General features: G+C 70.9%; 24 protein-coding genes. 15 read left to right on the forward strand and 9 right to left on the reverse strand.

The features are described 5' to 3' along the window. The first annotated feature begins 33 nt into the window (after positions 1-33). Together cas6 and WMF44_RS30770 are read left to right on the forward strand one after the other, a co-directional pair. Positions 34-936, forward strand: coding sequence for a CRISPR system precrRNA processing endoribonuclease RAMP protein Cas6 (gene cas6 / locus WMF44_RS30765; protein WP_437293611.1), 903 nt, complete (start codon positions 34-36; stop codon positions 934-936). Between the two features lie 325 nt (positions 937-1,261). Continuing rightward, positions 1,262-2,686, forward strand: a complete 1,425-nt coding sequence (locus WMF44_RS30770) for a proteinase inhibitor (RefSeq protein ID WP_437293612.1) — start codon at positions 1,262-1,264, stop codon at positions 2,684-2,686. A 51-nt stretch (positions 2,687-2,737) separates the two neighbouring features. Here WMF44_RS30770 and WMF44_RS30775 read toward each other — a convergent pair whose 3' ends face one another. From WMF44_RS30775 to WMF44_RS30785, 3 genes are all read right to left on the reverse strand, one after another. Further along, entirely contained in the window at positions 2,738-4,474 is a 1,737-nt protein-coding gene (locus WMF44_RS30775) for a hypothetical protein (RefSeq protein ID WP_437293613.1), read from the reverse strand. Positions 4,475-4,826: 352 nt separating this feature from the next. Next, the gene (locus WMF44_RS30780; protein ID WP_437293614.1) at positions 4,827-6,320 is read right to left on the reverse strand and encodes a hypothetical protein; all 1,494 of its coding nucleotides are present in this window, start codon (positions 6,318-6,320) and stop codon (positions 4,827-4,829) included. 8 nt (positions 6,321-6,328) lie between these two features. Beyond that, a complete protein-coding gene (locus WMF44_RS30785; RefSeq protein ID WP_437293615.1) occupies positions 6,329-7,408 on the reverse strand; it encodes a multiheme c-type cytochrome in 1,080 nt (359 codons plus the stop codon). 319 nt (positions 7,409-7,727) lie between these two features. Between WMF44_RS30785 and WMF44_RS30790 the strand changes: the two genes are divergently transcribed. After that, on the forward strand, positions 7,728-7,895 hold the full coding sequence (locus WMF44_RS30790) for a DUF6368 family protein (protein WP_437301635.1): 168 nt from the start codon (positions 7,728-7,730) through the stop codon (positions 7,893-7,895). Positions 7,896-7,969: 74 nt separating this feature from the next. Here the strand turns inward: WMF44_RS30790 and WMF44_RS30795 are convergent, their stop codons facing one another. From WMF44_RS30795 to WMF44_RS30810, 4 genes are all read right to left on the reverse strand, one after another. Then, positions 7,970-8,830, reverse strand: coding sequence for a hypothetical protein (locus WMF44_RS30795; protein WP_437293616.1), 861 nt, complete (start codon positions 8,828-8,830; stop codon positions 7,970-7,972). 77 nt (positions 8,831-8,907) lie between these two features. Continuing rightward, positions 8,908-9,549, reverse strand: coding sequence for a hypothetical protein (locus WMF44_RS30800; RefSeq protein WP_437293617.1), 642 nt, complete (start codon positions 9,547-9,549; stop codon positions 8,908-8,910). Positions 9,550-9,591: 42 nt separating this feature from the next. Next, entirely contained in the window at positions 9,592-9,840 is a 249-nt protein-coding gene (locus tag WMF44_RS30805) for a hypothetical protein (RefSeq protein ID WP_437293618.1), read from the reverse strand. Then, positions 9,837-10,652 carry a hypothetical protein gene (locus WMF44_RS30810; protein WP_437293619.1) on the reverse strand — a complete coding sequence of 272 codons (816 nt, stop codon included), beginning with the start codon at positions 10,650-10,652 and terminating at the stop codon, positions 9,837-9,839. Before WMF44_RS30810 ends, WMF44_RS30805 begins: the two co-directional genes overlap by 4 nt. Positions 10,653-10,846: 194 nt before the next feature. On the opposite strand from WMF44_RS30810, the gene WMF44_RS30815 reads away from it, so the two are divergent. The 5 genes from WMF44_RS30815 to WMF44_RS30835 all read left to right on the forward strand — a co-directional run bounded on the left by WMF44_RS30815 (position 10,847) and on the right by WMF44_RS30835 (position 14,914). Continuing rightward, entirely contained in the window at positions 10,847-12,193 is a 1,347-nt protein-coding gene (locus WMF44_RS30815) for an AAA family ATPase (RefSeq protein ID WP_437293620.1), read from the forward strand. 1 nt (position 12,194) lies between these two features. Then, a complete protein-coding gene (locus tag WMF44_RS30820) occupies positions 12,195-12,671 on the forward strand; it encodes a hypothetical protein (protein WP_437293621.1) in 477 nt (158 codons plus the stop codon). Continuing rightward, on the forward strand, positions 12,671-13,603 hold the full coding sequence (locus WMF44_RS30825) for a tetratricopeptide repeat protein (protein ID WP_437293622.1): 933 nt from the start codon (positions 12,671-12,673) through the stop codon (positions 13,601-13,603). Before WMF44_RS30820 ends, WMF44_RS30825 begins: the two co-directional genes overlap by 1 nt. Before the next feature lie 172 nt (positions 13,604-13,775). Continuing rightward, a complete protein-coding gene (locus WMF44_RS30830; RefSeq protein WP_437293623.1) occupies positions 13,776-14,144 on the forward strand; it encodes an ArsR/SmtB family transcription factor in 369 nt (122 codons plus the stop codon). Beyond that, entirely contained in the window at positions 14,141-14,914 is a 774-nt protein-coding gene (locus tag WMF44_RS30835; protein WP_437293624.1) for an SRPBCC domain-containing protein, read from the forward strand. The genes WMF44_RS30830 and WMF44_RS30835 overlap by 4 nt, the downstream gene beginning before the upstream one ends. A 68-nt stretch (positions 14,915-14,982) precedes the next feature. On the opposite strand, the gene WMF44_RS30840 is transcribed toward WMF44_RS30835, so the two are convergent. Continuing rightward, complete coding sequence (locus WMF44_RS30840) at positions 14,983-15,561, reverse strand: DUF6000 family protein (RefSeq protein WP_437293625.1); 579 nt, start codon at positions 15,559-15,561, stop codon at positions 14,983-14,985. 466 nt (positions 15,562-16,027) lie between these two features. On the opposite strand from WMF44_RS30840, the gene WMF44_RS30845 reads away from it, so the two are divergent. From WMF44_RS30845 to tpx, 6 genes are all read left to right on the forward strand, one after another. Continuing rightward, complete coding sequence (locus WMF44_RS30845) at positions 16,028-16,567, forward strand: tetratricopeptide repeat protein (RefSeq protein WP_437293626.1); 540 nt, start codon at positions 16,028-16,030, stop codon at positions 16,565-16,567. A gap of 156 nt (positions 16,568-16,723) precedes the next feature. Then, the gene (locus tag WMF44_RS30850) at positions 16,724-18,094 is read left to right on the forward strand and encodes an endo-1,4-beta-glucanase (protein WP_437293627.1); all 1,371 of its coding nucleotides are present in this window, start codon (positions 16,724-16,726) and stop codon (positions 18,092-18,094) included. Positions 18,095-18,469: 375 nt separating this feature from the next. Continuing rightward, entirely contained in the window at positions 18,470-19,639 is a 1,170-nt protein-coding gene (locus WMF44_RS30855) for a hypothetical protein (protein ID WP_437293628.1), read from the forward strand. A gap of 106 nt (positions 19,640-19,745) precedes the next feature. Then, a complete protein-coding gene (locus tag WMF44_RS30860) occupies positions 19,746-21,068 on the forward strand; it encodes an SGNH/GDSL hydrolase family protein (RefSeq protein WP_437293629.1) in 1,323 nt (440 codons plus the stop codon). 252 nt (positions 21,069-21,320) lie between these two features. Further along, entirely contained in the window at positions 21,321-21,692 is a 372-nt protein-coding gene (locus tag WMF44_RS30865) for a hypothetical protein (RefSeq protein WP_437293630.1), read from the forward strand. Positions 21,693-21,895: 203 nt separating this feature from the next. Next, complete coding sequence (gene tpx / locus WMF44_RS30870; protein ID WP_437293631.1) at positions 21,896-22,390, forward strand: thiol peroxidase; 495 nt, start codon at positions 21,896-21,898, stop codon at positions 22,388-22,390. A gap of 95 nt (positions 22,391-22,485) precedes the next feature. Here the strand turns inward: tpx and WMF44_RS30875 are convergent, their stop codons facing one another. Next, complete coding sequence (locus WMF44_RS30875) at positions 22,486-23,955, reverse strand: cytochrome P450 (protein ID WP_437293632.1); 1,470 nt, start codon at positions 23,953-23,955, stop codon at positions 22,486-22,488. A gap of 139 nt (positions 23,956-24,094) precedes the next feature. Here WMF44_RS30875 and WMF44_RS30880 point away from each other — a divergent pair, with 139 nt between their 5' ends. Continuing rightward, positions 24,095-24,973 (forward strand): 1-acyl-sn-glycerol-3-phosphate acyltransferase, encoded by an 879-nt coding sequence (locus tag WMF44_RS30880; protein WP_437293633.1) that lies wholly within the window; start codon positions 24,095-24,097, stop codon positions 24,971-24,973. Positions 24,974-24,979 lie beyond the last annotated feature (6 nt).

Below are 24,979 nucleotides of genomic sequence, written 5' to 3' on the forward strand. Positions count from 1 at the left end.
CGGATGCACGACCCTCGCACCCATGAAGCTCCCGTGACCGAGTTCGAGGCGGCCTACCGCTCCACCGGCGACTTCCGCCTTCCCGAACACAGCGGGAGCCTCCTTCGCGGCGTCCTCGGCCGCGCCTTGCGGCAGACCGGCTGCTCCACCCCGTGCGACCCCTGCCCCGCCGCGTGCCTTCGTCGCGGGCGCTGCGCCTACTCGCGCCTCTTCGATCCTCCGCTCCCGGAGCCGCTCCCCCACCGCCTGCTGCGCGGCGCGACCGAGGCACCGCCGCCGTTGCTCCCGCTCATCCCTCGTCCCGGAAGATCCGTCGCGAATCCCATCGTCCTCGGCGTCCGCGTGCTCGGCACGCTGTCCGCCGACGACACGGAGCGCCTGCTCGCAGCCCTCCAGGAGATCGCCGCCCTCCGGTTCGGCACTTCCGGGGCCGACGTCGAGCTCGAGCACGTCCGGCGACTCCCCGATCCCGATCGCCCCCTGGAGATCGTCCCCGGCGAACCAGGAGACGGTCGGCTTCACCTCACCTTCGACACCCCGGCATGGCTCACGCACAAGGGCCGACTCCACACCGCCGGCGACCTCGACTTCCGGGCGCTGTTCCGCCATGTCTATCGCCGGCTGACCACGCTCTCGGCGCTCTACGGCGAGCTCGGTCCCGAGGACGAATCGCGCTTCCCGGAGCTCGATCGGCTCGCCGCCTCCGTGCGGACCACCGGCGCGAGCCTCCGCGCCGCCCGGTGGGAGCGGCACTCCCGGGAGCTCGACGCCCGTCACCCCATGATGGGACTCCTCGGATCGCTGCGCTTCGAGGGCCCGGTCGGCGTCTTCCGCCCTCTCCTGGAGGCCGCAGCGCTCACCCTCATCGGCAAGTGCACGAGCCATGGCCTGGGGCGGCTCCACGTCGACGCCCCCGAGCTCTCCCCGCCTCGCTGACGCCGGCCTCGAAGTCCTCGAGCACGCACGTCCCACGGACGGATCGCGGCGACCCCGGCCTCCCGTAGCCGAGACGCCTCGAACAGCCCGCGCCGATCTCACGCACCTGCGAGCTGCCGTCTCCGGTCCCCGCCCACACCTCGGCCCCCCTCCCGCGCATCGTCACTGGATAAAAATGTATCATGGATTACATTTTGTCACAAAACTATGCACCAAGATTGAACAATGTTTAACAAACGATATACATCAACGCGCTCTCCGCGAGAGAAACGTGAGCTAGAACACATCAACATCTGCTCAAAGATCCACGTTCAGGAGATTCACCGTGAAGCAAGAGCTCCTCCGTTCACCGCACGTGATGCTGGGCGCAGCGCTCCTCGTCTCGGCCTTGGGAGGGCTGGGCGCCTGCCAGGAAACCGAGAGAAACGCCGCATCGGGGGCTCCGGAGGCCGCCGGGTCGCCCGGTCGTTGCGTCTATACGAGCCCCTTCAGCCAGGCCGAGGAGTGCCGTGAGTACACAGGCGCGGGCTGGACCGCCGAGGCCGCGGAGGCCGACTGCAAGGCGCTCCAGGGCTCCACCTTCACCAGGGACGAGGGCTGCGCCTATCCAGAGACGCTCGGCCGATGCGTCCTCGGCGGCGGGACCGACGACACTTACACCCTCATCTTCCCCGGCGGCGACACGAGCCAGTGCGCCTCGACCCAGCGCGGCTGCGAGATGTTCGGCGGCGGCCGGTTCGAGCCCGACGCCTGCGAGGGCGCGGCCGAGGAGCCCGGCGGCGGCGTGGGCACGGGCGGCGCCGTCTTCCAGTGGCCCGAGCAGGTCTGCGTCGACCCGGAGGCCGGCGAGCCGGCAGGGCAGAGCGGGGGGAAGGTCTGCACGTTCGGCGCGATCTCGGGCTGCACCGAGCCGGGCCGCCTGTTCACCGACTACGCGTCGTGCGAGCCGGTGCTCACGCAGCGCCCGTACTGGCCGGCGCCCCCCTCCGACTACGAGACGCCGAGCGACGATCCACGCCTGTCCGATCCGCAATGGCTCGGCGAGCTCGCCTGGGTCACGGAGCAGACCGAGGCGTGCGGGTGCGTGTGCTGCCACTCGGAGAAGGCCGCGCCGGCCGCGGGGCCGTCGAACTGGTATATCGAGGCCGGACCGGTCTGGACCGACAGCTTCTATCCAACGGGCCTCGCGCTGGCCGCCGGCTGGGTCTCCTCGGCGGCGCTCGGCGCGTATCCGCCGGACCAGAACAACGGCTTCTCCCGTGACGTCAGCGGGCTGCCCTCCACGGACCCGGCGCGCATGGTCGCGTTCTTCGAGGGCGAGCTCCTGCGCCGCGGATTCACGAAGGAGGATTTCGCGGACGAGACCCCGTTCGGCGGGCCGCTCCATGAACAGAGCCTCTACGTGCCAGGCGACTGCGCGGCAGGGGAAGGCGTGGACGCCGCGCGCAAGATCACGTGGAGCGGCGGCGACGCCCGCTACGTCTACGTCCTGTCGGCGAACGCCGAGAACCCGGGCGCTCCGCCCAACCTCGACCTGCCCGAGGGGACGATCTGGCGGCTCGACGTGCCCTCGAGCGCCGAGCCGGTCAAGAGCGGGATCACCTATGGAGAGGTCCCACCGGGCACGAAGCAGGGCTATCCGGCCGAGGGCAGCCCCGAGGAGCTCGTCCCGGGCACGAGATACTACCTGTATGTCTGGAAGGACGTCGCTATCCCGATCACGCGGTGCCTGTTCGAGGTTTCGCCCTGAGAGGGAGCTCCGCGGCGGAGCCCCCTCCACCCCCCCACCGGTCAGCCGGCGTCAGTCCGCCGCTTTGCCGCCAGCGCCGCCCGCACCCACGTCGCCGCCGCCTGCGCCGACGCCCGCGTCACCGCCGCCTTCTCCGGCTCCGCCCGCGCCTCCCTCACCCGGGTCTCCGCCGCCCGCTCCGACGCCGCCGCCGCACTCCTTGGGATAGGCGCAGTAGCCGCCGCAATCGACCAGGGGAGGAACGCAGAGGCCGCAGTCCTGGGGAAAGCCGCAGTAGCCGCCGCAGTCGATCTGGGGAGGCATGCAGAGCTGCGGCTGCTCGCGGTTCCTCTCCAGCTCCACCGGCAGGACCTCGAGCTGATTGGTCAGCCAGGCGTCCAGCTCCTCGTACCGCTGCTCGTCGCCCGGGCGGAGCATTCCCTCGTCCGACAGCTGCTCGTAGAGACCCTTCAGCACCGCGTTCGGGTCCAGCGCGGTGAACTCCTCGATCACCTCCTCGCACGCCGCGATCGTGTCGGCCCAGCAGGCCGGCTCGCTCTGGCACCCGCGCGCCAGCGTGTTCATGCCGGCCAGCGGGACAACCGGATACCAGCTCTGCCCCAGGCTGATGTCGACCGAGTACGGCAGGTACTGGAACAGGCCATCGGCCCGCTCGACAAGCACGACGTTGTTGCTGTTGTGGATCGCGTCGTCGCCCGTGGCGAGCACCCACGACAGGCACTGGAACCGGTGGAACGCCGGCCAGTCGATCCAGCCCTCGAGCGCGGCCTTGAAGCCCTCGCCAGGCGGCGTCTCGGCGATCAGCTCCTCGAGCTCCTTCGCGCGGGTGTTGTCACACTCCTTGAGCTGGCAGCTCTCTGAATCGTCGAAGACGCTCCCGCCGAACGGCACCATGTCGATGGGGAGCGGGATCCCGCCGCCCCCCGGGACCTCGACGGCGAAGTCTCCGGCGAACTCCCACATGTTGGCGCAGCCGCCGCCGAACTTGCTCTCGAGGCGGGTGCAGAACGCCTTCTTGTAGCGCTCGACCACGATGTAGGGGACGGCCACCTCCGCGCCCCAGACATTGCTCGACAGCCAGGCGTAGCTGGAGAGGGGCGCCGGATAGTCGAGGCGAGCATAGAGATCGAGCGTGAGGCGCTCGCGGAAGATGCTGCCGACCTGGCCGTTGTTGAAGCGCACGTGCTCGAAGCCGCCGAGCCGTTGCTTCTCGACGAACTCGTCGGCGTCGATGTTGAGGTTGGGGATGGTTCGCTTCGTCCAGGGCCGCTGCGTCGACTGGCCGGCGATCCCCACCTGGACCTTGCCGTAGTCGGCCGTCTTGCCCTCGGCGCCGGCCGTCGTCACCCACAGATGATCCACGAAGGTCGTGTCCTCCCCGGTCGGTGAGTAGATGTCCCCGAATGCGTCCCTCTTGATGGGGCCCCCGATGCCGCCGAGCGCTTCGTTCATGATCTCGAGCTGCTCTTCCGAGATCGCGAACCAGTAGCGGTTGCCGACGGTGCCGAAGACGTCGAGCGCATGCTCGGCCACCTCGGTGTCCGCGACAGGCGCCCCCGGATACGGCTCGGGCGCGCCGCCGGCCCCCCCGGCCCCACCGGCGCCGCCGGCGCCCCCGGCGCCGCCCTCCCCGTTCGTGTAATAGTAGTTGTAGATGTTGTCCGGCTTGTCAGCGCACCCCGCCGCGACGACGGCAGACGGGAGGGCAAGCAGGGCGAACAGCGAGATGGCTCGCGTGCGGGACGACCATGATCGACCAGAGGAAGACGACGGCAGCTGATTGGACATGAAGCGCAACCTTTCCGCTTCACGCCCATTGCAAAGAACGTACCGTTCACGGCGAAATTGTAGCGCGTCGGTGTCGGTGCCCTGGAGACAGGTCGGCCCTTGCGGGTCCGGCGAGTTTGTCGAGGAGCTCGCGCCGTCCGTGCCGCGGTGCGTGGACGCGCCGCCGGAGCCCCCTCATGACACGAGGGTCAGAGGCTGGCACACTGCCCGGCGCTTCGTCCTTGTGTGCCAACGCCGCGACGCGGCGTCGATCCATCGGGGCGAGGATCGCGCTCAGGCGCGCACCGCGTGCCGGCGCTCGCTCCGGGTGCCCTGATCCAGCCGGTCGAGCGCGCGTCGCGCGCTCTCCGCCTCACCGCGCCTTCTTCGCCTTCGTCGCGGGCAGCGCGCGCGAGCTCGGCCGATACATCCCCGTCGTCGCGTCGTAGCGCCACGTGATCTCCACGGCGCGCGGCACCTCGCCCTCGGCGTCCTGGCGCCACGGCGTACCGCGGATCCCGAAGCGGTCAAAGCGCGTCGAATGGAACTCCTCGACATCGTTGGCCCAGGGGCCGTTGTCCGCGGCCCCTTCCAGGAGCTCGGTGTACTCGCCGCTCGGCTTGACGGCGATGACCCGCCAGTTTGCGCTCTCGGCCCAGATGTCCGTCGACGTGTACTGATCGTAGAAGAACATGTGAAGATCCTTGTTGCGCCTCACGAGGCCCGTCGGCGCGCCGGAGGTCTCGATGACGTCGACGATCTCGCCTTTGCGCAGGATGGCGAGCGCAGGCCGCCGCAGGAAGAGCTCGCCGGTCTCGACGTCCCCTATCGTGGATATCGGGCTGTAGAGCCCCTGGCGCGTGGGCTCCAGCGCGGTACCGTCCGAGCCGCGCGCATAGCCGATGACCTCGAGCTCGAGCGGATCTCCCGGCTGGTACGACATGGGGACGCGGCCGATCGGCTCCGGCGCCTGGAACGCCAGGGCGCGGAGGTTTGCGAAGGGCTCGTAGCTCACCGGCTCCGGGATCTCCCGCCAGACCCACGCGTCGTCCGCCGGCGCCGGCGGTCGCGGCGCGTCCGCGGCCCGCGCGAAGAGCCGGATGCTGTCGATGGGCGCCGACGAGGCGCGGGGCAGCGCCGAGGTCGGCAGCGTGGCCTCGATCGTGAGCCTCCCGTCGCCGCCCTTCACCGCCGCCTTCGCGCCCTCGATCGGTCGTCCCTTCCCGTCCTCGCCTATCCCCGAGAGGCCGCCGCGATCCAGCCGGAAGAACCGCACGAAGCGCGCCTCGTAGCCGGCGATGAACGCGTCATGCTGGGCCAGCGTTTCATGGCAGGCCTTCTGCACGTCGGCCGGGAGCGGCTCGCCGCCCATGTCGGTCTCGCAGTTGAGCGGCATCACCCCGCCCCCGCGCTGGAAATAGCCGATGGGCGGCAGCTCCGGCGCGCCGAAGCCGAGGCCCAGCCAGATCCCGTCCTGTGCTCCCTCGTCGAGCTCCGCCGCGAGGGTGACGCCCGCGCTGGAGAGCACCAGGGCGACGTGCGAAGGCGCATCCATCGCGATCGTCGAGGGCGGCGGAAGCGCGCTCTCCCCTCGCGCGGGCCGCGCAGGACGTGGCGGCGGCGGGACCAGCGAGCCCCACTCCGCCACGTCGCCGTCGAGCACGAACCCTTCAGGCACGCGCGCCAGGGTCGTCACGCTGACGAGCGGCGAAGGCGCGGGCGCGGCCGCCGGGGGCGCGGCCACGACGGCGAGCGTCGGCAGCGCGGCGATCTCGGCGCGCGCTGTCGCGGGAGGCGGCGCGGGCCGGCAAGCAGCGGCGAAGAAAGGCGCAAGCAGCAGGAGGGCGGGAAGGCGACGGGTTCGCATGGGGGCGCTCATGGTACCGGAGCGGGCGCTGGTCGGCCGATGATGACCGGGCGCGCGCCCAGCGTGCCCGCGGCGAGGACCACCTCGTCCGCGGCCGGATCGACGCCGAAGGCCGCGCCCATCGCTGCGCCCATGCGCTGATAGACCACCTCCCAGCGCACCGCGAGCCCGTCGATGGCGGCCGGGAACACGAGCCGCAGGACACGCGGCGCCCCCGAGGCGGGGAGGCGCGTATCGCCGGCCGGGACGCGCTCGATGCCTCCTTCGACCGGGCGCACGGAGAACCTCCGCTCGAGGATCACAGGCGCGGCGGTGGACACGGTCGCGCCTTCGGCATCGACGGCCGAGGCGCGGACCTCGAGCCGGCGGAACATATCACCCGTGGGGACGGCGTGCCCCGCCGCGACCACGCGCGCGCTCACCTCGATGGCGTTCGCGCCGCTCCGCGACGCGCTGGCGTCGATCGCGGAGCGCAGCACGGCCGGATCCCCGACCACGGAGAAGCGATGATCGCGGTGCGGTCTCCCGGCGATGCCCCGAACGATCTGCATGTGGCAATCGCGGCAGGGTCGCTCCGCGAAGCGCCCGGATCGGTGCTCGGCCACGGTGTCCTGCATGGGCACGCCGGGCGCTCGCGGAAAATCGAACTGATGGCAGCGGGCGCAGCCCTCATCGGTCGAGAGCCGCGCGTCGCCACGGACCGCGTGCGCGCCGCCGCGCGCGTCCCGGCCGCGCGCGGAGACGACCTCGCCGGCCACGAGGTGGCAGGTGACGCACCCCACGCCCACCGCCTGCGCGTCCGCGCCGGGGTGGTGCGCCGGATCGGCCTCGGGCGCATGGCAGCCACGGCAGAAGGGCAGCGGCTCGATCGCGTAGGACCGCTGGAAGACGCGATCCGTGAACGCCTGCCGGTGCAGCGAGGCGCGCCATTCGGCCGCGATGTCCTCGTGGCACGCCTCGCAACGCTGGTTCTCGATGCGCGCGGAGAAGCCCTGCGGCCTCCCCTGCGGCGCAGGCCCCGGCAGCGGCGGCAGCGGGTCGCCGCGCACGCCGGCCGCGGGCGCGAACAGCAGCGCGGCCAGCGCCACGACGGCGGCACCCGCGATACGAGGTGTCCGCCGTTCACCGGAGGCCGTCCAACGCCACCTGCCCATGTTCGCCCAGGATAGCACTCCTCAAGACAACGAACGAAACCTCGAAGCTCGGCGGCCGCGACGCCTCGGTGGACCGCCATGGATCGAGCGCGTACGCTCGAGGAATGGCCGGTCCCGTGGCGTCCGTGTTGCTGCCGTCGAAGATGAGCGTGGAGCGAGTCGCCGCGCTTCGAGGTGGAATCTCGCGCATCGCCGATGAGGTTCGTGGGGATGACTTCTGGCTTGACCGACGCCCGTTCATTCTGGTGGGCAGCTGGGGATCAGTCCACAGCTGGACGGCCTTCAAGACGACAAGCCCGTCAGGATCGAGAATCCAGGTGGGGTCACGGGCGTGCTGTTCGTGACGGCGCGCTCCCACTACGGAGACGTGGAGCTCGCGCGCTCCTGGCTACGGCACGCGAGCTTCCGCATGGTGAAGTAGAGGCAACTCGGATCGGTCCAACGACTGGCTAGACCGGTCGTCGAGACGGGCCCATCCGGGATCGAGCGCTCAACCTATTTCCTTCCGAGCAGCGAGTCGATCACCCAGCACCCGCGGACGTGCGGCCCGTCGCCACGGCAGTGGCCGAGCACGTCGGCGTCCTCGCACCCGGCGTCCAGCAAGGCGTCGGCCAGGAGCGGCATCGGCTCGAAAGCGCGGCTCTCGTACATCTGCCCAGCCAGCCCGACGGCCGTCGAGGTCCGCCAGCGCGGGTCGAATGCCACCGCGCGGAACGGGTTGCCAAAGATGTCGCGAAGCACGCCGGCCTGGGCGCGCTCTTCCGCGGCGCTGCTGGCGGTGAATGAAGCGTCCCCAGGCGCGGCACCTGGATTGGCAATGGCAGCAGGTGCCAGACAAGCATTGGACGAGGCGTAGTATGCCGCCTTCGGAGCCTGTGACCGAACCACCTGAAAGCTCAGGGCCAGCGCGTCGTGCGTCGGCTGGAGCGATATACGTTCGGCCCCATGGGACGCTCGCCACCTCCCCTCCAGAGCGTCGAGCGCCTGCCGGACCAGAGCCTCGGCTGCCTGGAGCTCCTCCTGCGTGGCCAGGCCATCGGCGTGGCGGCGCGCTGTTTCCACTGCCGCTTCTGCGAGCTCATCGGGGAGCAGGGCGCGCACGCGGTAATAACATGCACAGGCGAACAGACGCATCTTGCGGTCGCTCCCCCTGCACGCAGGAAACGTCGTTATGTCCACGACCCGCTGCTCTTTCGGACCGAGTCCGAGCAGGAAGCGGAGCATGGGGTTGGTCCGAGTACACACCAGCCATTCCGTCTCGGTCATCTGGTGTGTCCGGCCAGAGGGAGCGTGTAACACATTCTCGGCATCGATTTCCCTGTTGATCAGCGGCGGCTTCGCCTGCTTGGTCGTCACCGGTCGACCTGCTCTTTCTGAGCGGTGACCAGCAGGGTCAGCGCTTCCATTTCAAGCTCTGGGAACGGCTCCCGAAACTATCCGGTGGTTTCCCGCGGCGCTGGATGCCCTGTGGCCGCGAGCGCCGCGGCTGCCGCGAGCTTGTGGATGGCCTGCCAAGGCGGCCCGATCGATCGGCCCATCGCGTGCAGAAGATCGTTCACGTCGTCGCGGCCAAGCGCCGTTGCAGCGTCGCGAAACACGCGCTCGCGGTCGTACCAGCGCACGGACCAGCCGCGCGCCTCGGCCGCGGCCGCGAGGGCCTGGCGATACATGACGGAGTCGGCGACGGTCTGCGCGCGATTGTCGGCGATCCGCTCCTCGGTCGTCGGCGGGAGCTCGGGGCACACGCGGATCGCGATGCGCGCGATCGGCACGGGCACCACCGCGGCCAGCGCCTCGAGGCCCTCGCTCGCGCCGCGCGCGGCGGACGCGCGCACGCGCTCGACGAGCGCCACAGCGTCGGCGAGCGAGAGAGAGCGCGCTCCCGGGGTGTTGAGGTAACGGCCCACCGCCCACGACCCTTCGTGGTGATGCGGGTGCGTGGGCAAGCCCTCGGTGAGGTCGATGCGCCGGCGATCGACGAGCTCGCCGCCAGGCGCGACGGTGACGAGCACCGCCGAGTTGCCGTGCTCGGCGACGCCGACGGTCGCGGTTCGCTGCGTTCGTCCTCTCGCCACGTCTTCCTCCTCCGGGGGCGCGCCCCGGCGGCTACCGCCATTTCAACGAGACAGGAACCGGAATGTGAGGCTGATCCGCGGGCCCGCGGCCTCGACGGCGAGGACCGCATGCAGGCACCCCTCTTGAACGCTGGCGCGCATGATCAGGAGCGAGCCGGGCGCCAGGGCCATGTCGTGCCCAACGGCCACAGCTTCGCGCGCCGCAGGTCCGAGCCGCGGAGCTTCGAACGAAGGATTGTCCACCATTACACCAATTCCTGGGTTGCTGGGCAGTGCCTCGCCGAGCATCATCGCCAGAAATCCTTCAACTCGGGGTCGTCTGAGAGCAGTTCATTTCTAAAGTCAGGATCAGTGACGATTCGCCATGCCAGCTTTCGCAACGTTGGAGCGCCAGGCCCATTCGCCGCTGCCGGCATGACCCATTCACGTTTTCCGAAATGTTCATGATGCTCGTCCCGAAATAGCAATGCTTCGTAGCGCCGGCCATCCGGGAGGCTTTCGCTGTATCGGCGAAATATCCATGGGTGATTGGAGTACTGCTTGGACAAGCGCTGCGGCTCGACAGACGACGTCCAACCACGACCGACGGATGGCGCAGGACGAGGGCGCTCCTCCTCGAACCGTCGATGCACAGCGGTCGCAGCTTCCGCGAAACGCGCCGGGATCACGACCTGGAGGCCCGTGTGCCAACCATGATACTCGATGGGGAAGTACGGGATGCGGGCCTGCGCGAACGCTTGATCGACCTTGTAGGCAAGCTCGGCGGCTGAAGTGTCCCAGTCGCCTCGCAACCACAGTCGATAGCGGTCGGGCTCGAGGTCCTCGGCGCGAGCAGCGGCGTGGCTCGTGTGTCGTCGCCAGTCTTCCAACGGCGGCTTCGATCCTGCACCGCCAGGACGGCCGGGGAAGCGGCGGCTTCCCTTTCCTTGGCTGTGGGGGGATCGCACCATCTGCGTCACATCCTCATCTGCCCAGCTGTCAGTCGATCGGTCAACCGAAGCCGTCGGACCAAGGCTGCCCAAGTCATCGCTTTGGGTGCCCTTTTCACAAAAATTCTCACAGATCCGCTCCGCGTCGCAAGGCCAATTGCTGTCCAGCGCCATGGGACAGACCCGTCTAACACCGGCAGCAGCCGCCGCCTCTCCGGGGAGCCGGGAGCGCCTCCATCCACCTGGGCGCGCTGCGCCGCACCGCCGCGGACGCCGCCGGGTCCAGAACGCCCGACGCCGCGGCGCGCACGCGCAGGAAAGCGATCCCATAGCAATCTCCAACGTGCTGCGGTATGGGTCGCCTCCGGGTGGACAACGCGACTCTGGCCTCGCTCCGGGCGGCGCTCGCCGCCTCCCCTCGCAACGTCGATCTCCTCACGGTCGTCGCGGCGGCCCTCGTCGAGCGCGGCGAGGCCGCCGAGGCGGCTCGGCTCGTGCGCGAAGCCGGAGCGGCGCTCTTCGAGCGCCCCGAGCAGCGGCGCGCCGCGGCCCGCGCCCTGTTCGCGGCGGGTGATCTCGAGCGGTCCCTCGAGCTCGTGGACGCGAAGGACGGCGAGACGCAGGTGCTCCGGGCGCGCGTCCTCCACGCGCTCGGCCGCCCGAAAGAGGCGGTTCAGGCATACCAGGACGCCGTCGCCGAGAACCCGACGCTCGAGGACGTCGACCTCAAGGCGCTGCTCGGGGCGCGCGTGCGCGAGATAGCGCCGGCCGGCGAGCGCCCGCGCATGCGCGTCATCTCGAACGATGACACCGACGCGCCGGTCATGGCGCGCCTGCTCCACCCGGAGGCGAAGGCGGTCACGTTCGCCGACGTCGGCGGCCTCGCGGACGTCAAGAAGCAGATCGAGCGCCGCATCATCATGCCCTTCCAGAAGCCCTCGCTCTTCCAGCGCTTCAAGAAGCGCGTCGGCGGCGGCATCCTCCTCTATGGCCCGCCGGGCTGCGGAAAGACGCTCCTCGCGCGCGCGACGGCCGGCGAGTGCAAGGCCGGGTTCTTCAACGTCGCCATCCACGACATCCTCGACATGTACATCGGCGAGTCGGAGCGAAAGCTCCACGCCATCTTCGAGAAGGCCCGATCGAGCGCGCCGGCCGTGCTCTTCTTCGACGAGCTCGAGGCCCTCGCCGGCAAGCGCCAGCACACGCGCGAGGCGACGAGCGCCAAGCTGGTGAGCCAGTTCCTCGCCGAGATGGACGGCTTCACCCAGAACAACGCGGGCGTGCTCATCCTCGGCGCGACGAACGTCCCCTGGGCCGTGGACGCCGCGTTCCGCCGCCCCGGTCGCTTCGACCGCGTGCTCTTCGTGCCGCCGCCCGATCGAGAGGCGCGCGAGGCGATCCTCCGCCTCCTCCTCGACGCCCGCCCCTCGGCGCGCGACATCGACGTGGCGGCGCTCGCCGCGAGGACGTCCGGCTTCTCGGGCGCAGACCTCGAGCACCTCGTCGAGACCGCGAGCGACGAGGCCATCGAGGCCTCGCTCGGCGAGAAGGCCGAGGTGCCCATCGCGGAGGCTCACCTCGTGGCCGCGCTGCGCGACGTGAAGCCGACGACCCTGGAGTGGCTCACGACGGCGCGCAACTACGCGCGTTATGCGAACGAGGCCGGGCAATACGACGAGGTGCTCGACTTCCTCAAGCGCCACGGGAAGGGCTGACGTGGGCGCCGCCTACACCATCGCCGACGAGCCCCGCCCGGGCCGGCTCGCCGAGTACACGGTGAACCCGTTCTGGCCGCTGCTCACGACGATGCTCGCGGGGAGCTGGGCCGGGCTGCCGTGGTTCATCTTCAACGGCAAGGCCATGGGCAGCGCGGGCTTCCGGCGCGAAGCGCTCATCGCCGCGCTCACGCCGGTGGCGGCGGTCGTGCTCGCCCAGCTGAGCGCCTTCGCCATCTCGGCGCTCCACCTACCCGATCGCTCCCTCGCCTATGCGTTCGTGATCATCACGGCGGCGAAGCTCGGCGCCGCGTACTGGCTCTACACGTCGCAGCACCGGAGCTTCGGGATCTACGAGTATTTCGGCGGGCGCGTCCGCCAGGGCGCCGCGGTCGCCATCGCGGCCGCCATCGCCCGGGATCACGTCGTGCGCGCCGCGTTCGAGGCGTCGAACTGGCTCGGGATCGTGGTGATGTGATGGCGGGACAAGACGACGCCGACCGCGCGACCGACCTCGGGGTGAGCGCGCTCAATCGCGGGCAGCTGTCGGCCGCGATCGACTGGTTCCGCCGGGCGCTCACGCTCGATCCGGACGCGCCGCGCGCGCACGCGCTGCTCGCCGTGGCCCTCTTGCGGCTGAAGCGGCTCGGGGCGGCGCTCATCGAGGCGCAGACGGCGCGCGGGCTCGCCCCCGAGTCGCCGCTCGCGCACCTGGTCCTCGGCCGCGTCCTGCTCGCGCACCGGAGGCCCAGCGAGGCGCGGGAGCATTTCGAGGCGGCCCGCGGCCTCGATCCGTCGGAGCCCGCGCCCCTGCGCGGCCTCGCCGCCGTCGAGCGGTACCAAGATCGCGACGATCGCGCCGCCGAGCTCCTGACCCAGGCGCTCGCGCTCGACCCGGACGACGTCGAGACGCTCGTCGCCCTCGGCGATGCGCACCTCGCGCGCGGCCGCCTCGACGAGGCCGAGCGCTGGGCGCGCGCCGCGCTGGAGGCCGAGCCCGAGCACGCCGACGCGCTCGTCCTCATGGGGCACGTGCTCCTCCGGCGCGGGGACGTGAGCGGCGCGCGCGAGCACGCGGTCTGGGCGATCCGCGCCGACGTGGGCGATCCGGACGCGCTGAGGCTCCTCGCCGCCATCAAGGCGCGCGAGAGCTTGCTCCTCGGCCTCTGGTTCCGGGTGAGCTCGGTGCTGGCGGGGCTCGGCCCGAGCGCGATGCTCGTCCTCCTCGCCGCGTATGTCGCGCAGCGCGTCCTCCGCCTCGCCCTCGAGGACCTCGACCGCCCGGCGGGCGCCCAGCTCATCGGGTATGCCTGGCTCGGGATCTGCGTCTATTCGTGGGTGGCGCCGGGCATCTTTCAGCGAATGCTCCGGCGCGAGCTCGACACCGTGCGCCTCCGCGACGACTTCTGACCTGCCGGCCGTCGCGGTCCGCCGCAGGGCGAAGCGCGGCCGGCGACAGACGCCTGCTGGGCAATGGGCACAACGCCTGACAGCTCGCTAGCCGAGCTGGCACGGGAGCACGGGAGCAGCTCTGCCGACGTTGCGCAGCGCACGACGGGCGTGCGGGGGCTCTTCGACGCGCTTGACAAGCTCAGGCCACCACGGTACTGGTAACCCAACGGTTACCTATATGTCGCCCGCGAAAGCCGACATCGATGTGTTTTTTGTCATCGCCGATCCAACCCGTCGCGCGATCCTCGATCGTTTGCGCGCGGGTCCTGCCCCGGTGAACGAGATCGCGGCCGACTTCTCTCAGAGCCGCCCCGCGATCTCGAAGCACCTCCGCGTGCTCAAGGCATCGCGGCTGGTGACCGAGGAGAAGGTCGGGCGCGAGCGGCTCTACACGCTGCGACCCGCGCCGCTGCAGAAGGCGATGGCATGGCTCGAGGGCTACCGCGCGTTCTGGGGTCGCAATCTCGAGTCGCTGAAGCGTTACCTGGAGGATACATGACAGCCAAGAGCACCCGAGCCCGTTCGATCGCCGATGTCGCGCAAGGGACGATCCTCGCTCGCATCGAGATCGCCGCGCCGCCGGAGCGCGTCTTCCGCGCGCTGACGACCGACGAGCTGACAAAATGGTGGGGTTCTGCGGAGATGTATCGCACGACCGCCTTCACGATCGACCTTCGCGCCGGAGGGGCGTGGCGAACCGACGGCGTGGGGGCAGACGGGAAGCCGTTCCATGTCGGCGGCAGAGTTCTCGAATTCGATCCGCCTCGAAGGCTCGTCCAGACATGGGAGCCGTCATGGGATGCGGACGCGCCCCCGACGACGGTCTCCTATCTCCTCGACGCCATCGAGACGGGTACCCGCCTCACGGTCCGACACGCTGGATTTGGCGCTCGTGTGGCATCGTGCGAGAGCCACGCGGCAGGCTGGGAGCGCGTCCTGGGTTGGCTCACGAACCACGTCGCGCCGCAACCGGAGCCGCGCTTCTTCCTCTGTCGGCTGCTCCCGTCGCGCGCGACCTTCATGCAGGACATGACGGCCGATGAGCGCGCGGTCATGCAAGCGCACGGCCAATACTGGCGCGGCAAGCTCGCCGAGGGCCACGTGATCGCCTTCGGACCGGTCGCCGACCCGGCGGGCGGATGGGGCGTCGGCATCGTTGCCGTCCGCGACGAGGCCGAGCTCCGCACGTTCCAGAGCGAGGATCCTGCGATCAAGTCAAACATCGGGCTGCGGTACGAGGCGCTGCCCATGCTCACGGCCGTGCACTGACGGCTGATGCGATGGCGGGCCCCGGCTGGCCGCGCGCGCGCGGCCAGCGGACCACGCGCGCGCGCGCATCAGCTGACCTCGTTGGCGCCGAGGTCGTCCAGGAAGGCCATGGCCCGCGCTACCCGCGCCACGCCGCGTCCTGGATCCAAGGCCCCCAACTCCCGGCCGTGCTCGGATACCTTCCAGAGCTCAGGAGCCTTCAGAAAGGGCGCCGCGCGATTCGCGGCCAGGCGAGCGTCGAGCCACACCAACGATCCCACAGCCCACTCTTGATCGTACTCGCGATCGCCAACCGGCAAGTACGACTGGAGATAGAGCGTCAGCGCATCGGATGCAGGTAGATCCTCGTAGCGCGCGGTCGCGACAGAGAAGCCCTGTCCCGCATAGCAGGTCGCGCTGGCGAGCAGCCTCTCGCCGATCACGTCTCGAAACGCGGCGAGCCGGCGGGCCGCGATGATCCATGCCGCCGTCAGCTGCTCACGCCACGAGCCGTTCAGCCAGTAGCCAAGCTCGCGATCGGGGAGAGACGTCGCCGCATCCAAGAACTGCTGCGCGAACGCATGCCGCCGCTCCGGCGGCTCGTCGAGGAAATTCGCGTGCAGAAGGAGCAGGTAGAGGGGGGATCCGTACCTTGACCAAGCGTCCATTGGGAAAGTCTGGCTAACTATCCATCGATTGGCCAACCGATGCCGGCAGCCCAGGTCTGTCTAGCTCGTCGCTTTTGTGCGCCCCTCACGAGAAATCTCACGTATCGGCGCTGCGCTGCAAGGCCCAAAGGCTGTCCAGCGCAACAGGGTAGACCTGTCCAACGCCGCCGGCAGCGCCGCGTCGAGGCGCGCGGGGCGCTTCGCTCGGGTGAAATCGATGTGCTGCGCGAGGAGAGAGCGCGAGGACGTGGGTGCAGAGGAAGTTGATGGCGGCGAGGGCCTGGCTCTGCGTCGAGGCGCTGACGTGCTGGTCGGTCGCCGGTCGCGTGAGGAACCCTCGACGTGGGCCGGCCCGAGGTCGCGCGGACGGCGGCGGCCATCGCACCTCGACGGCTCTCCCCTTCCTTCGCTCTCCGCTCGCTCCGCCTGCTACCGCCGGCCGCTCCTCCGCGCTACGTTCGCCGCCGTGGACGCCCCCCGACCGTCCGGCGCTCGCCGCGCGCTGCTCATCGGCCTTCCCATCGCCGCGCTCGCCGCGGCGGCCTTTCTCTTCGTGGGTCGCGACGAGCGCCCCGCGCCGAACGCACGCCCGCCGAGCGCCGAGCCCCGCGTGGCCCGCGAGCCGCAGCGCCGAGACCAGGCGCCCCTCGTCCCCCCCGCTCCCTCGCCGGCCGCTGCCACCGTGAGCGCCGCAGCAGCAGAGTCGGAGCCGGCGCCGGACACCGACCCCGAGGCCAGCCTCATCGACCGCATGCGCGCCGCCTTGACGACCAACCCCGAGGAGGTGCTCCGGCTCGACGACGAGGCGTCGCGCGACCTCGGCGACAGCCCCCGCGCCGCCGAGCGCGGCCTGCTCCGCGTGCGGGCGCTCGTGCGCCTGGACCGGATCGGTAAGGCCCGCAGCCTCGCGGAAGACCTCATCGAGCGCTACCCGGACGATCCCTCGGCGAAGAGTGCGGCCGCGTACATGGGGATCCACCCGAGGCCGCGCGGGCCGTCCAGGTAAGCGGCGATACCGCGGGTGCCCTGCGAAGCTCACGTGATCTTCGTCAGGGCCGCTGCGACCACGATCTTGTAGCAAGAGCAGAACGTTACGCAGTGAGTCACTGAACCGATTAAGAGTTCGGGCTGGTCCGGCGCGCGTTTCTGGTGATAATCGGGCATGCGCAACTGGCTTCTTCTTGTCGGGGTTCTCCAGCTCTCCGTGGCTGGATTCGGCTGTGGCGACGGATCGGACGGCGGCGGCGAAGGCGGCGCCGGCGGCGAAGCGGGGGACAGCGGCCCCAGCGGGAGCAACTCCTCGGGCGCCGGCACACCCGCGAGCTCCGGCGCGGGCGCCGGCACATCCACGGGCGCGGGCGCGGGCGCCGGCACATCCACGGGCTCCGGCGCGGGCGCCGGCGAGCCCACCGGCGGACCCGCGAGCACGGGCAGCGGCGATCCCGTGGCCGGCAGCAGCACCAGCAGCGGGGGAGAGCCCAGCGAATGCGCCGGCGCCGGCGAGGACGAATGTCCGTTCGAGGCAGGGGTCGAGATCGCCTGCCGCCTTCGCTTCATGTACGGCGTGAACTACGCCTGGCGCGACTTCGGCGCCGATTTCGGCGGTCAGTCCAAGTGGAGCCAGGCGGGCATCTCGGGCAAGAAGAGCCAGGTGCTCGCCGATCTGCAGGACATGCGCGCCAACGGCGTGGACGTGGTCCGCTGGTGGATCTACCCCCGCTTCTACGGGGACCAGATCAACTTCGACGGACAGGGCAACCCGACCGGGCTCGGCGGCACCTCGACGCAGGACATCCTGGCGGCGCTCGAGCTCGCGGACCAGGCGCAGGTCAACGTGATGTTCACGCTGTTCTCCTTCGATGGCTTCTACAAGACATCGCACAACCCGCCGAACGGCCTGTCGGTCGCGAGCATGGGGCCCCTCGTCGCGGACGCGGGCCGGCGCGCCAAGCTCATCGAGAACGTCGTCCGGCCCATCGCTCGGACCGTGGCGTCGAGCCCGCACCGCGACCGGATGCTGGCCTGGGACGTCATCAACGAGCCCGAGTGGGCGATGACCGGGCCGAGCCTCTACGGCGACGACCCGGCGTTCGAGGGGGACTCCAGCAAGTTCGATCTCGTCACACACCAGCAGATGGAGGCGCTCGCCAAGGAATCGGCCGCCGTGCTGAGGGGAGAGACCGGCGCGCCCGTGAGCGTCGGCAGCGCCGCCATCAAGTGGGGCCAGGCGTGGACGCGCTCGGACGTCGACTTCTACCAGGTCCACATGTACGGCTGGGTCAACGACTACTTCCCGTACACCAAGCCCCTCTCCGAGTACGGCCTCACGGACAAGCCGGTGGTCATGGGCGAGTTCCCCATCAACATGGACGAGATGGACGTGCGCTACGACAAGTTCGTGGGCGACCTCTACAACATGGGGTATGCGGGCGCGCTCTCGTGGTCGATCACCGATCGGAACTTCCCGTGGTCGTCCCACAAGACCGCCGTGAAGGCGTTCGCCGATCAGCACCCCTGCGAGACGCGCTACTGAGCGCCGGGTGAGCGCCGCTGCCCGCGGCGCCCATCTTCCCTGCTTCCCGCTTCCCTGCTCCCCTGCTTCCCTGCCCCGGATCCGAACTGGACCGTTGAGCCGACCCGGCGAGCTCGTCCTCGATGACACGAGCCGCGCCTGCGTGACAGCTTGCCCCAGCGTGTGGCGCATTGTCGCGCGGCGGCGCGATGCGGCCGCGAGGCCGTCTGTCGGGGCGCCGGCGCTCCTCTCCCCTCGACCGGGTTTCAACTGGGCACGTCGGTTGCTGAAGTTGCTGAAGCTGAACAGGTGGAAACGGGTGGGCCCGCTGCTCACGGAGGGGACCGCCTCCGTGAGGCTCGAGAGTTGTTCACCAGCACCCAGAGGGAGAGCGAGATGGCACGAGATCGCTACGAGGGCCGGGATTTCCGTGACGAGGGGCCGCGCGACGACTGGCGTCCCCGGGACGAGCGGTGGCGCGTGCCGCGGGAGGACGATCAGCGCGGATTCCGCGGTCACGAGGGGGACCGCGACGCGTTCGAGCGAGGGTCGTACAGCCGCGGCAACTACGCGAACCAGAGCGGCGGCAGCCGGCAGGGAGAGCTGGGCCAGCTGCCGCGGCCGTACGGTCAGCAAGGGCGGGGAGACGGCAGAGACCCGTGGAGGGCGGGCAGCCAGCACACATGGGACGACCGCGGCGGCTCCGAGAGGCGCTGGCAGGAGCAGGGCGGCGCCGGCGCGCGCGGCTACCGCGAGCCCGAGGAGCGCCGCGCCTACGGACAGGACAGCGCCTCATGGGAGCGGATCGGCGGGCGTGACGATCACTTCAGCGGGCGGGGCGGCGAGGACGAGCGAAGAGGGTTCGGCTCGGTGCAGCGAGGGCGCGACGAGAACCGCGGCTACTACGGCCGCGACGAGAACCGCGGCTACTACGGCCGCGACGAGAACCGCGGCTACTACGGCCGCGACGAGAACCGCGGCTACTACGGCCGCGACACGGGCCGCGGCTTCTCCGGACCGGACGAGGACCAGGGCCGCGGCGGCTACGGTCGCCACGACCGCGGCCGCGACGAAGAGAGCACGAGCCGGCGCTACCAGGGCGACGACCACGGGCGATACGACGACCGGGGCCGCGGCTATGCGCGAGACGACTACCAGGGCCGCGGCTATGCGCGAGACGACTACCAGGGCCGCGAGGATCGGTATCGCAGCCATGGCTACGGGCGCGGCGAGGACCAGGATCGATATCGAGGCGGCGACGAGAGAAACGCCCCTGGCCACCATGACGGCCGAGGCGACAACGGTCGCGGCTACCAGGGCCGCGGCGAGGAGCGCGAGGGCCGCGGCCGCGGCGAGGAACGCAGCGGATACGGCGACATCTACAATCGCCCGGAGCGCCGGCCCGGGTTCGGCCGCTTCATGGGCGACGAGATCCCGCAGGGGTACTCGACCCGCGTCCACGAGCGCGACGACGTGCGCGCCTCGCAAGGCCAGGGCCACGAGCGCTCCCCCGCCGAGGACAGCGGCCGCTCCAGGTACCAGAGCCAGGACCGGACCTGGAACTGAGATCAACCGATCTCCGCACCTCGACGGCCGCGCTGCGGTGTCTGCCCCTGCGCGCAGGAGGAGATTGGAGTTGTCCGCGCCACGGACCTAGAGCATCCTCGCGCGCATGAAACGACAAGCTTACTCGAATCTCCCGAGGCTCGCTTCCATCTGCTGCATCGCCTGGTCGGCGCTGGCCGGCTGCGGTGACGACGACTCGAATGCAACAACTGGAACGACGGGCTCGGGCGGTGGCTCACCCACCTCGAGCAGCGCCTCCGGCACGGGCGGCGACGGCGGCGGCACGGGCGAAGGCGGCGGCACGGGCGAAGGCGGCGGCACGGGCGAAGGTGGCGGCGGCGCGGATCCCGGCACCACCTCGTCGAGCACGAGCGGCGCCGGCGGCTCAGAGCCCTCCGGCGACACCATCCGCTTCATCGGGCGCTTCGATACGACGAACGCCGAGGGCCCCCGCTTCTCCTGGGCCGGCAGCGCGATCGTCACGCGGTTCTCGGGGACGTCGATCGGCGTCCGCTTCAACGACGAGTCGACCGCGGCGGAATCCAACTTCTTCCAGGTGGTGATCGACGGCGAGGCGAAGGGCGTCCTCAAGGTCAACAGCGAGGAGGATCTCTACACGGTCGCGGAAGGGCTGCCCGACGGCGAGCACGACCTCGTGCTCCACCGCCGCACCGAGCCGCTGGTCGGCGTGTCGCAGTTCCTCGAGTTCGTCCCGGAGCAGGGCGAGGCGCTCCTGCCGGTCCCGGCGGCGCCCGCGCGCCGGATCGAGGTGATCGGCGACTCGATCTCCGCCGGCTACGGCGTCGATGGCGCCAACGAGACTTGCCCGTTCACGAGCGATACGGAGAACAACTACCTCGCCTACAGCGCCCTGACAGGCCGGCTGGTCGGGGCCGACACAACGATCGTCGCCTGGTCCGGCAGAGGCGTGTACCGGAACTACGACGGTGAAGTCGCGCCCACGATGCCCGAGATCTACGGCCGGACGATCGCCGACGAGGAGCAGCCCGCATGGGACTTCTCGTCCTGGGTGCCGCAGGTCGTGGTCATCAACCTGGGCACGAACGACTTCAGCATCAACGTCCCGGGCGACGCCCAGTTCCGCACGCCGTTCACCAATGCCTACGCGGGCCTCGTCGAGACGGTCAGAACGAACTATCCGAACGCGTTCATCTTCTGCACCATCGGGCCCATGCTGAGCGACTCGTACCCGGAAGGCGCCCAGGCGCTCACCAGGGCGCGCTCCTACATCGGCCAGGTGGTGAAGGCCCGGAACGACAGCGGCGACGACAAGGTGCGCGTCCTCGAGTTCCCTGCGCAGGACGGCGCGGCGAACGGGCTCGGCTGCGACTACCACCCGAGCGTCAAGACGAACGCGCTCATGGCCCAGCAGCTCGCGGAGGCCATCCGCGAAGAGCTCGACTGGTAAGGGCGGCGCGAGGCCGGGGCATCGTGCCACCGGCCCCTCGCGACCGCTGTGGCACGACGCACCACGCATCCCACGCAAACGCAGCGCGCACCTCGCAGGGAGCGAGCGGCGGTCCCATCCGCTCGCCATGGCGCGCGCGGATCGGCCATCCAGCTTCATGGTACACGCGGTGCATCCCTCGCCATCAGAACAGCGGAAGGGCGGCGACGCCGAGAGCGCGTGAGAGCGCGCCGCCGAGCGAGGAGATCATCCATGCAGACCAAGCGAGACAGCTCCCTGCGGGCCACGGGCAGGAACCACAGCCATGATTTCATGGAGGCGGCGCGCAGGAGCGCCGGTCGCGCGGAGAGCCGAGATGCGTTCATCCCCGACCCGGGCGACGGCCCCCCCGAGGTGCTCGACGAGCTCGCCGAGCAGATCGCCGAGCAGTACGTCGCCTCGGCGACATCGGGCAGGGGCGACACCACCGAAGACTACGAAGACAGGGTGGAGCCAGAGGAGATCGGGGGCCCCTTCGTCATCACGACGGACGAACAGGAGATCGGGTACAGCAGGGACTCGACGAACCCCGATGACGGCGAGGTCGAGCCGTTTCCGCTGGTCCATCGCTCGCCCGTCCGCTGATCGCGCGTCCCACCGCGCGCGGGCGCTCGACGCTCGCGCGCCGCCCGCCCGGGCAAGACCGCCCGGCCAGCGCAGCGCCCGCACGCCACACGAGCGGAGCTCCGGCCGAGGCGGTCTGGCTGGTTCTGCTTGGCGTCCGCCCTCGGCGCGCCTACGAGAGGCGCTGCCGCACAGCTGCACAGAGCACAGAGGAGGATGTGACCATGGCTGAGACCAAGTTCAAGGGAAGCCCCATCCACACCACAGGCGAGCTGCCGTCGGTCGGCGCGACCGCCCCCGACTTCACGCTCGTGAAGACCGATCTCTCCGAGCGCAAGCTCTCGTCGTACTCCGGCAAGAAGATCCTCAACATCTTTCCGAGCGTCGACACCCCGGTCTGCGCGCGATCCGTGCGCACGTTCCACGAGCGCGCCGAGAAGCTCCCGGGCGTGACGGTGCTCAACATCTCGGCGGACCTGCCGTTCGCGCACACCCGCTTCTGCGCGTCCGAGGGCATCTCGAACGCGGAAGGCCTGTCGACGTTCCGGGGAGATTTCGGCCAGAAGTATGGCGTCACGCTCGTCGACGGGCCGCTCGCCGGCCTGCTCGCGCGCTCGGTCCTCGTGCTCGACGAGCAGAACAAGGTGCTCCACGTCGAGCTCGTCCCGGAGATCGCGCAGGAGCCCGATTACGACGCGGCCCTCGCCAAGGTGCAGTGAGCCGGAGCGCCGGCGCTTGGCCGCCCGCGCGAGCGCCTCGTGATCTCACGCGCTCGCGCGCCTCGTGATCTCACGCGCTCGCGCGCCTCGTGATCTCACGCGCTGGCGCGCCTCGTGAACCGGATGCGCAGCCCCTCCGGCTGCATCGCGAACGCCATCCGCTCCCGCACCGGCGCGGTGTGATCCGCGAGGTGCACCGTGAAGCTCCGGAGCACCATGCCGACCGTCACCGCGCACTCCAGGAGCGCCATCGCGCGCCCCGGGCAGACGCGCGGCCCGCCGCCGAACGCGAGCGCCATCCTCGGCTCGTGGGGTAGCGTCGACGCCGCGCCCCCGAGCCAGCGCTCGGGGCGGAACGACTCCGGATCGCCGAAATACTCGGGTTTCCTCCCTGTCGCGCGCGTGAGCGCCACGACGCCGGCGCCGGCGGGCACGGCCACGTCGCCCACCGCGGTGTCGTGGTTCGCCTCGAGGAAGAGCAGCGGCGCGGCGGAGCGCAGGCGCAGCGTCTCCTGCGTGACGGCGGCCGTGTACTCGAGGCGCTTGCACTGCTCCAGCGTCGGGATCAGGCCGCCGCCGAGCACGCGATCGACCTCCTCGCGGGCGCGCGCCTGCACGTCGGGGCGCGAGCCCAGGTAATAGAGGATCCACGCGAGGGTGTTCGCGGTGGTGTCCTCGCCCGCGAGCAGCATCGTGAGCACGTTCGCGTAGACCTCGGCGTCCGAGAGGCGCGCCCTCGGGTCCTCGCCGTCCCGCGCGGCGATCATGAGCTCCAGCAGCGTCCGCGGGCGCGCGGGCCGATCCGCGCCGCCCTCGATCTCGCGCCGCGCGGCGGTCACGAGATCGAGGATGAGCCGCTTCACCGCGACAAGGGCGCGGTCGTAGGCGCGGTCGGCGGGCAGGCCCAGGTAGCGCCAGTAGGGCAGCGGCGCGAGCATCCGGCGGTTCAGCCCGAGGAACACGCGCTGGAGGTGCTCCTGGAGCGCGTCCGCCCCGCGCTCGAGCGTGTTGAGATCGCGGCCGAAGGCGACCGACGAGGTGACGTCGACCGAGTAGCGCATGAGATCGCCGAGCACGTCGCGGGCGGCGCGCTCGTCGGCCGCCCGCGCCCAGAGCTCGCGCAGCCGGCCCGTGATGTCGCGGATGCTCGGGAAGAAGCCCTCGACGTGCCTCGGGTGGAACGTCGGGTGGATGAGCTGCCGCTGCTTCCGCCACGCGTCGCCGTCCGCCGAGAACAGGCCGACCATGTCCGCCTCGCGCGACACGGCCTCGATGGCGCGCACCCGCCGGAACACCGCGGGGCGGCGCTGGAGCACGTCGCGCACGAGCTCGCCGTCCACAACGACGAGGACCGGCTGCCGGCCCATCCGCACGACGAAGAGATCTCCATGGGCGCGCCACCACCGCTCGAACTCGAGGTGCCAGCGGTCGGGGTGGAGCGCGAGCAGATTGCCGAGCACAGGCAAGCCCGGCGGCCCCGGGAGATCCGCGAGCGTCCGCCGGGGGCGCGCGGCCGCGTCGCCGCGGCCGATCGCGTCCTCCAGGGCAGGGAGCGTGGCGTTCATGCCCCCTTCATACAGAGGCGGCGCGCCCCGACGCAAACCCGACAGGCGACAGAGGACGCGCTCCATCGCGCTGGACGATGTCGGGCGGGCGGCGCGCCGGCGCTGGCGAGGCGGCGTCGACACGGAGTAAGACGCGGACATGACGGAGCCGCTGGAGCGAGAGCTCGCGAACCTGTCCGGCGCGGAGATGGTGGCGGCGCTCGGCCTCGGCGGGGCGCCGGCGTGGGTGCGCCGGGCCGGGCGCGCGGCCTTCGCCGTCCCTTCGTGGCCGCTCGGGCGCGCGCTCGCGCGCTTCGATCGGCGCACCGGCGAGGCGGGGCTCCACGTCGCGGCGCGAGAGGCGCTCGCCGGCTTCGGAGCGCGCTGGACGGCCGACGCGGCGCCGCCGTCGCGCGGGGCGCTGCTCGTCGTGTCGAACCACCCCGGCGCCTACGACGCGCTCGCGCTCATGGCGGCGCTCGGCCGGGAAGACCTCAAGATCGTCGCGGCCGATCGGCGGTTCCTGCGGGCGCTGCCCCACGTGAGCCGGCGGCTGCTCTTCGTGCCGATCGACGAGGGCGGCGCGCTCGCGCTCGCGGCGCGGTCGGCCGGCGTGCGCCGCGCGCTGCGGCACCTGCGCCGCGGGGGCGCGCTGCTGCACTTCCCCGCGGGGCGCATCGAGGCGGATCCGGCGTTCGCGGGCGAGGGCGACGCGCTGCTCGCGGCGTGGCATCCGAGCGCCGGGGTGCTGCTGCGCGCGGCCGCGGCGGCGGGAGGGCGCGCCGCCGTGGCGATCGTCTCGGGGGTGCACTCGCCGCGGGCGAAGCGGCTGGCCATCACGCGGTGGGCCGAGCGCCGCGGGATCACCACGCTGGCGCCGCTCCTGCAGGCGGCGCTGCCGGGCTTCGGCGACGTCGAGGTGCGGGTCCGCCTGGGCGAGGCGCGGGACGCGGCGGAGGTGGCGCGCGGGGTCCGCGACGACGCGGCGCTCACGCGACGGCTGAAGGACGAGGCGACGTCGCTGCTCGCGGGGGCGTGACGGCCC

The organism is Sorangium sp. So ce426 (assembly GCF_051475585.1).
Taxonomy (GTDB): Bacteria; Myxococcota_A; Polyangia; order Polyangiales; family Polyangiaceae; genus Sorangium; species Sorangium cellulosum_B.

What these genes read in the sequence shown, in the direction of transcription:
- WMF44_RS30775 (WP_437293613.1), bottom strand. Translation starts at nt 4,474, where the DNA reads ATGTCCAATCAGCTGCCGTCGTCTTCCTCTGGTCGATCATGGTCGTCC.
- WMF44_RS30780 (WP_437293614.1), bottom strand. Translation starts at nt 6,320, where the DNA reads ATGCGAACCCGTCGCCTTCCCGCCCTCCTGCTGCTTGCGCCTTTCTTC.
- WMF44_RS30805 (WP_437293618.1), bottom strand. Translation starts at nt 9,840, where the DNA reads ATGATGCTCGGCGAGGCACTGCCCAGCAACCCAGGAATTGGTGTAATG.
- WMF44_RS30810 (WP_437293619.1), bottom strand. Translation starts at nt 10,652, where the DNA reads ATGGCGCTGGACAGCAATTGGCCTTGCGACGCGGAGCGGATCTGTGAG.
- WMF44_RS30825 (WP_437293622.1), top strand. Translation starts at nt 12,671, where the DNA reads ATGGCGGGACAAGACGACGCCGACCGCGCGACCGACCTCGGGGTGAGC.
- WMF44_RS30835 (WP_437293624.1), top strand. Translation starts at nt 14,141, where the DNA reads ATGACAGCCAAGAGCACCCGAGCCCGTTCGATCGCCGATGTCGCGCAA.
- WMF44_RS30840 (WP_437293625.1), bottom strand. Translation starts at nt 15,561, where the DNA reads ATGGACGCTTGGTCAAGGTACGGATCCCCCCTCTACCTGCTCCTTCTG.
- WMF44_RS30850 (WP_437293627.1), top strand. Translation starts at nt 16,724, where the DNA reads ATGCGCAACTGGCTTCTTCTTGTCGGGGTTCTCCAGCTCTCCGTGGCT.
- WMF44_RS30855 (WP_437293628.1), top strand. Translation starts at nt 18,470, where the DNA reads ATGGCACGAGATCGCTACGAGGGCCGGGATTTCCGTGACGAGGGGCCG.
- WMF44_RS30860 (WP_437293629.1), top strand. Translation starts at nt 19,746, where the DNA reads ATGAAACGACAAGCTTACTCGAATCTCCCGAGGCTCGCTTCCATCTGC.
- WMF44_RS30865 (WP_437293630.1), top strand. Translation starts at nt 21,321, where the DNA reads ATGCAGACCAAGCGAGACAGCTCCCTGCGGGCCACGGGCAGGAACCAC.
- tpx (WP_437293631.1), top strand. Translation starts at nt 21,896, where the DNA reads ATGGCTGAGACCAAGTTCAAGGGAAGCCCCATCCACACCACAGGCGAG.
- WMF44_RS30875 (WP_437293632.1), bottom strand. Translation starts at nt 23,955, where the DNA reads ATGAACGCCACGCTCCCTGCCCTGGAGGACGCGATCGGCCGCGGCGAC.
- WMF44_RS30880 (WP_437293633.1), top strand. Translation starts at nt 24,095, where the DNA reads ATGACGGAGCCGCTGGAGCGAGAGCTCGCGAACCTGTCCGGCGCGGAG.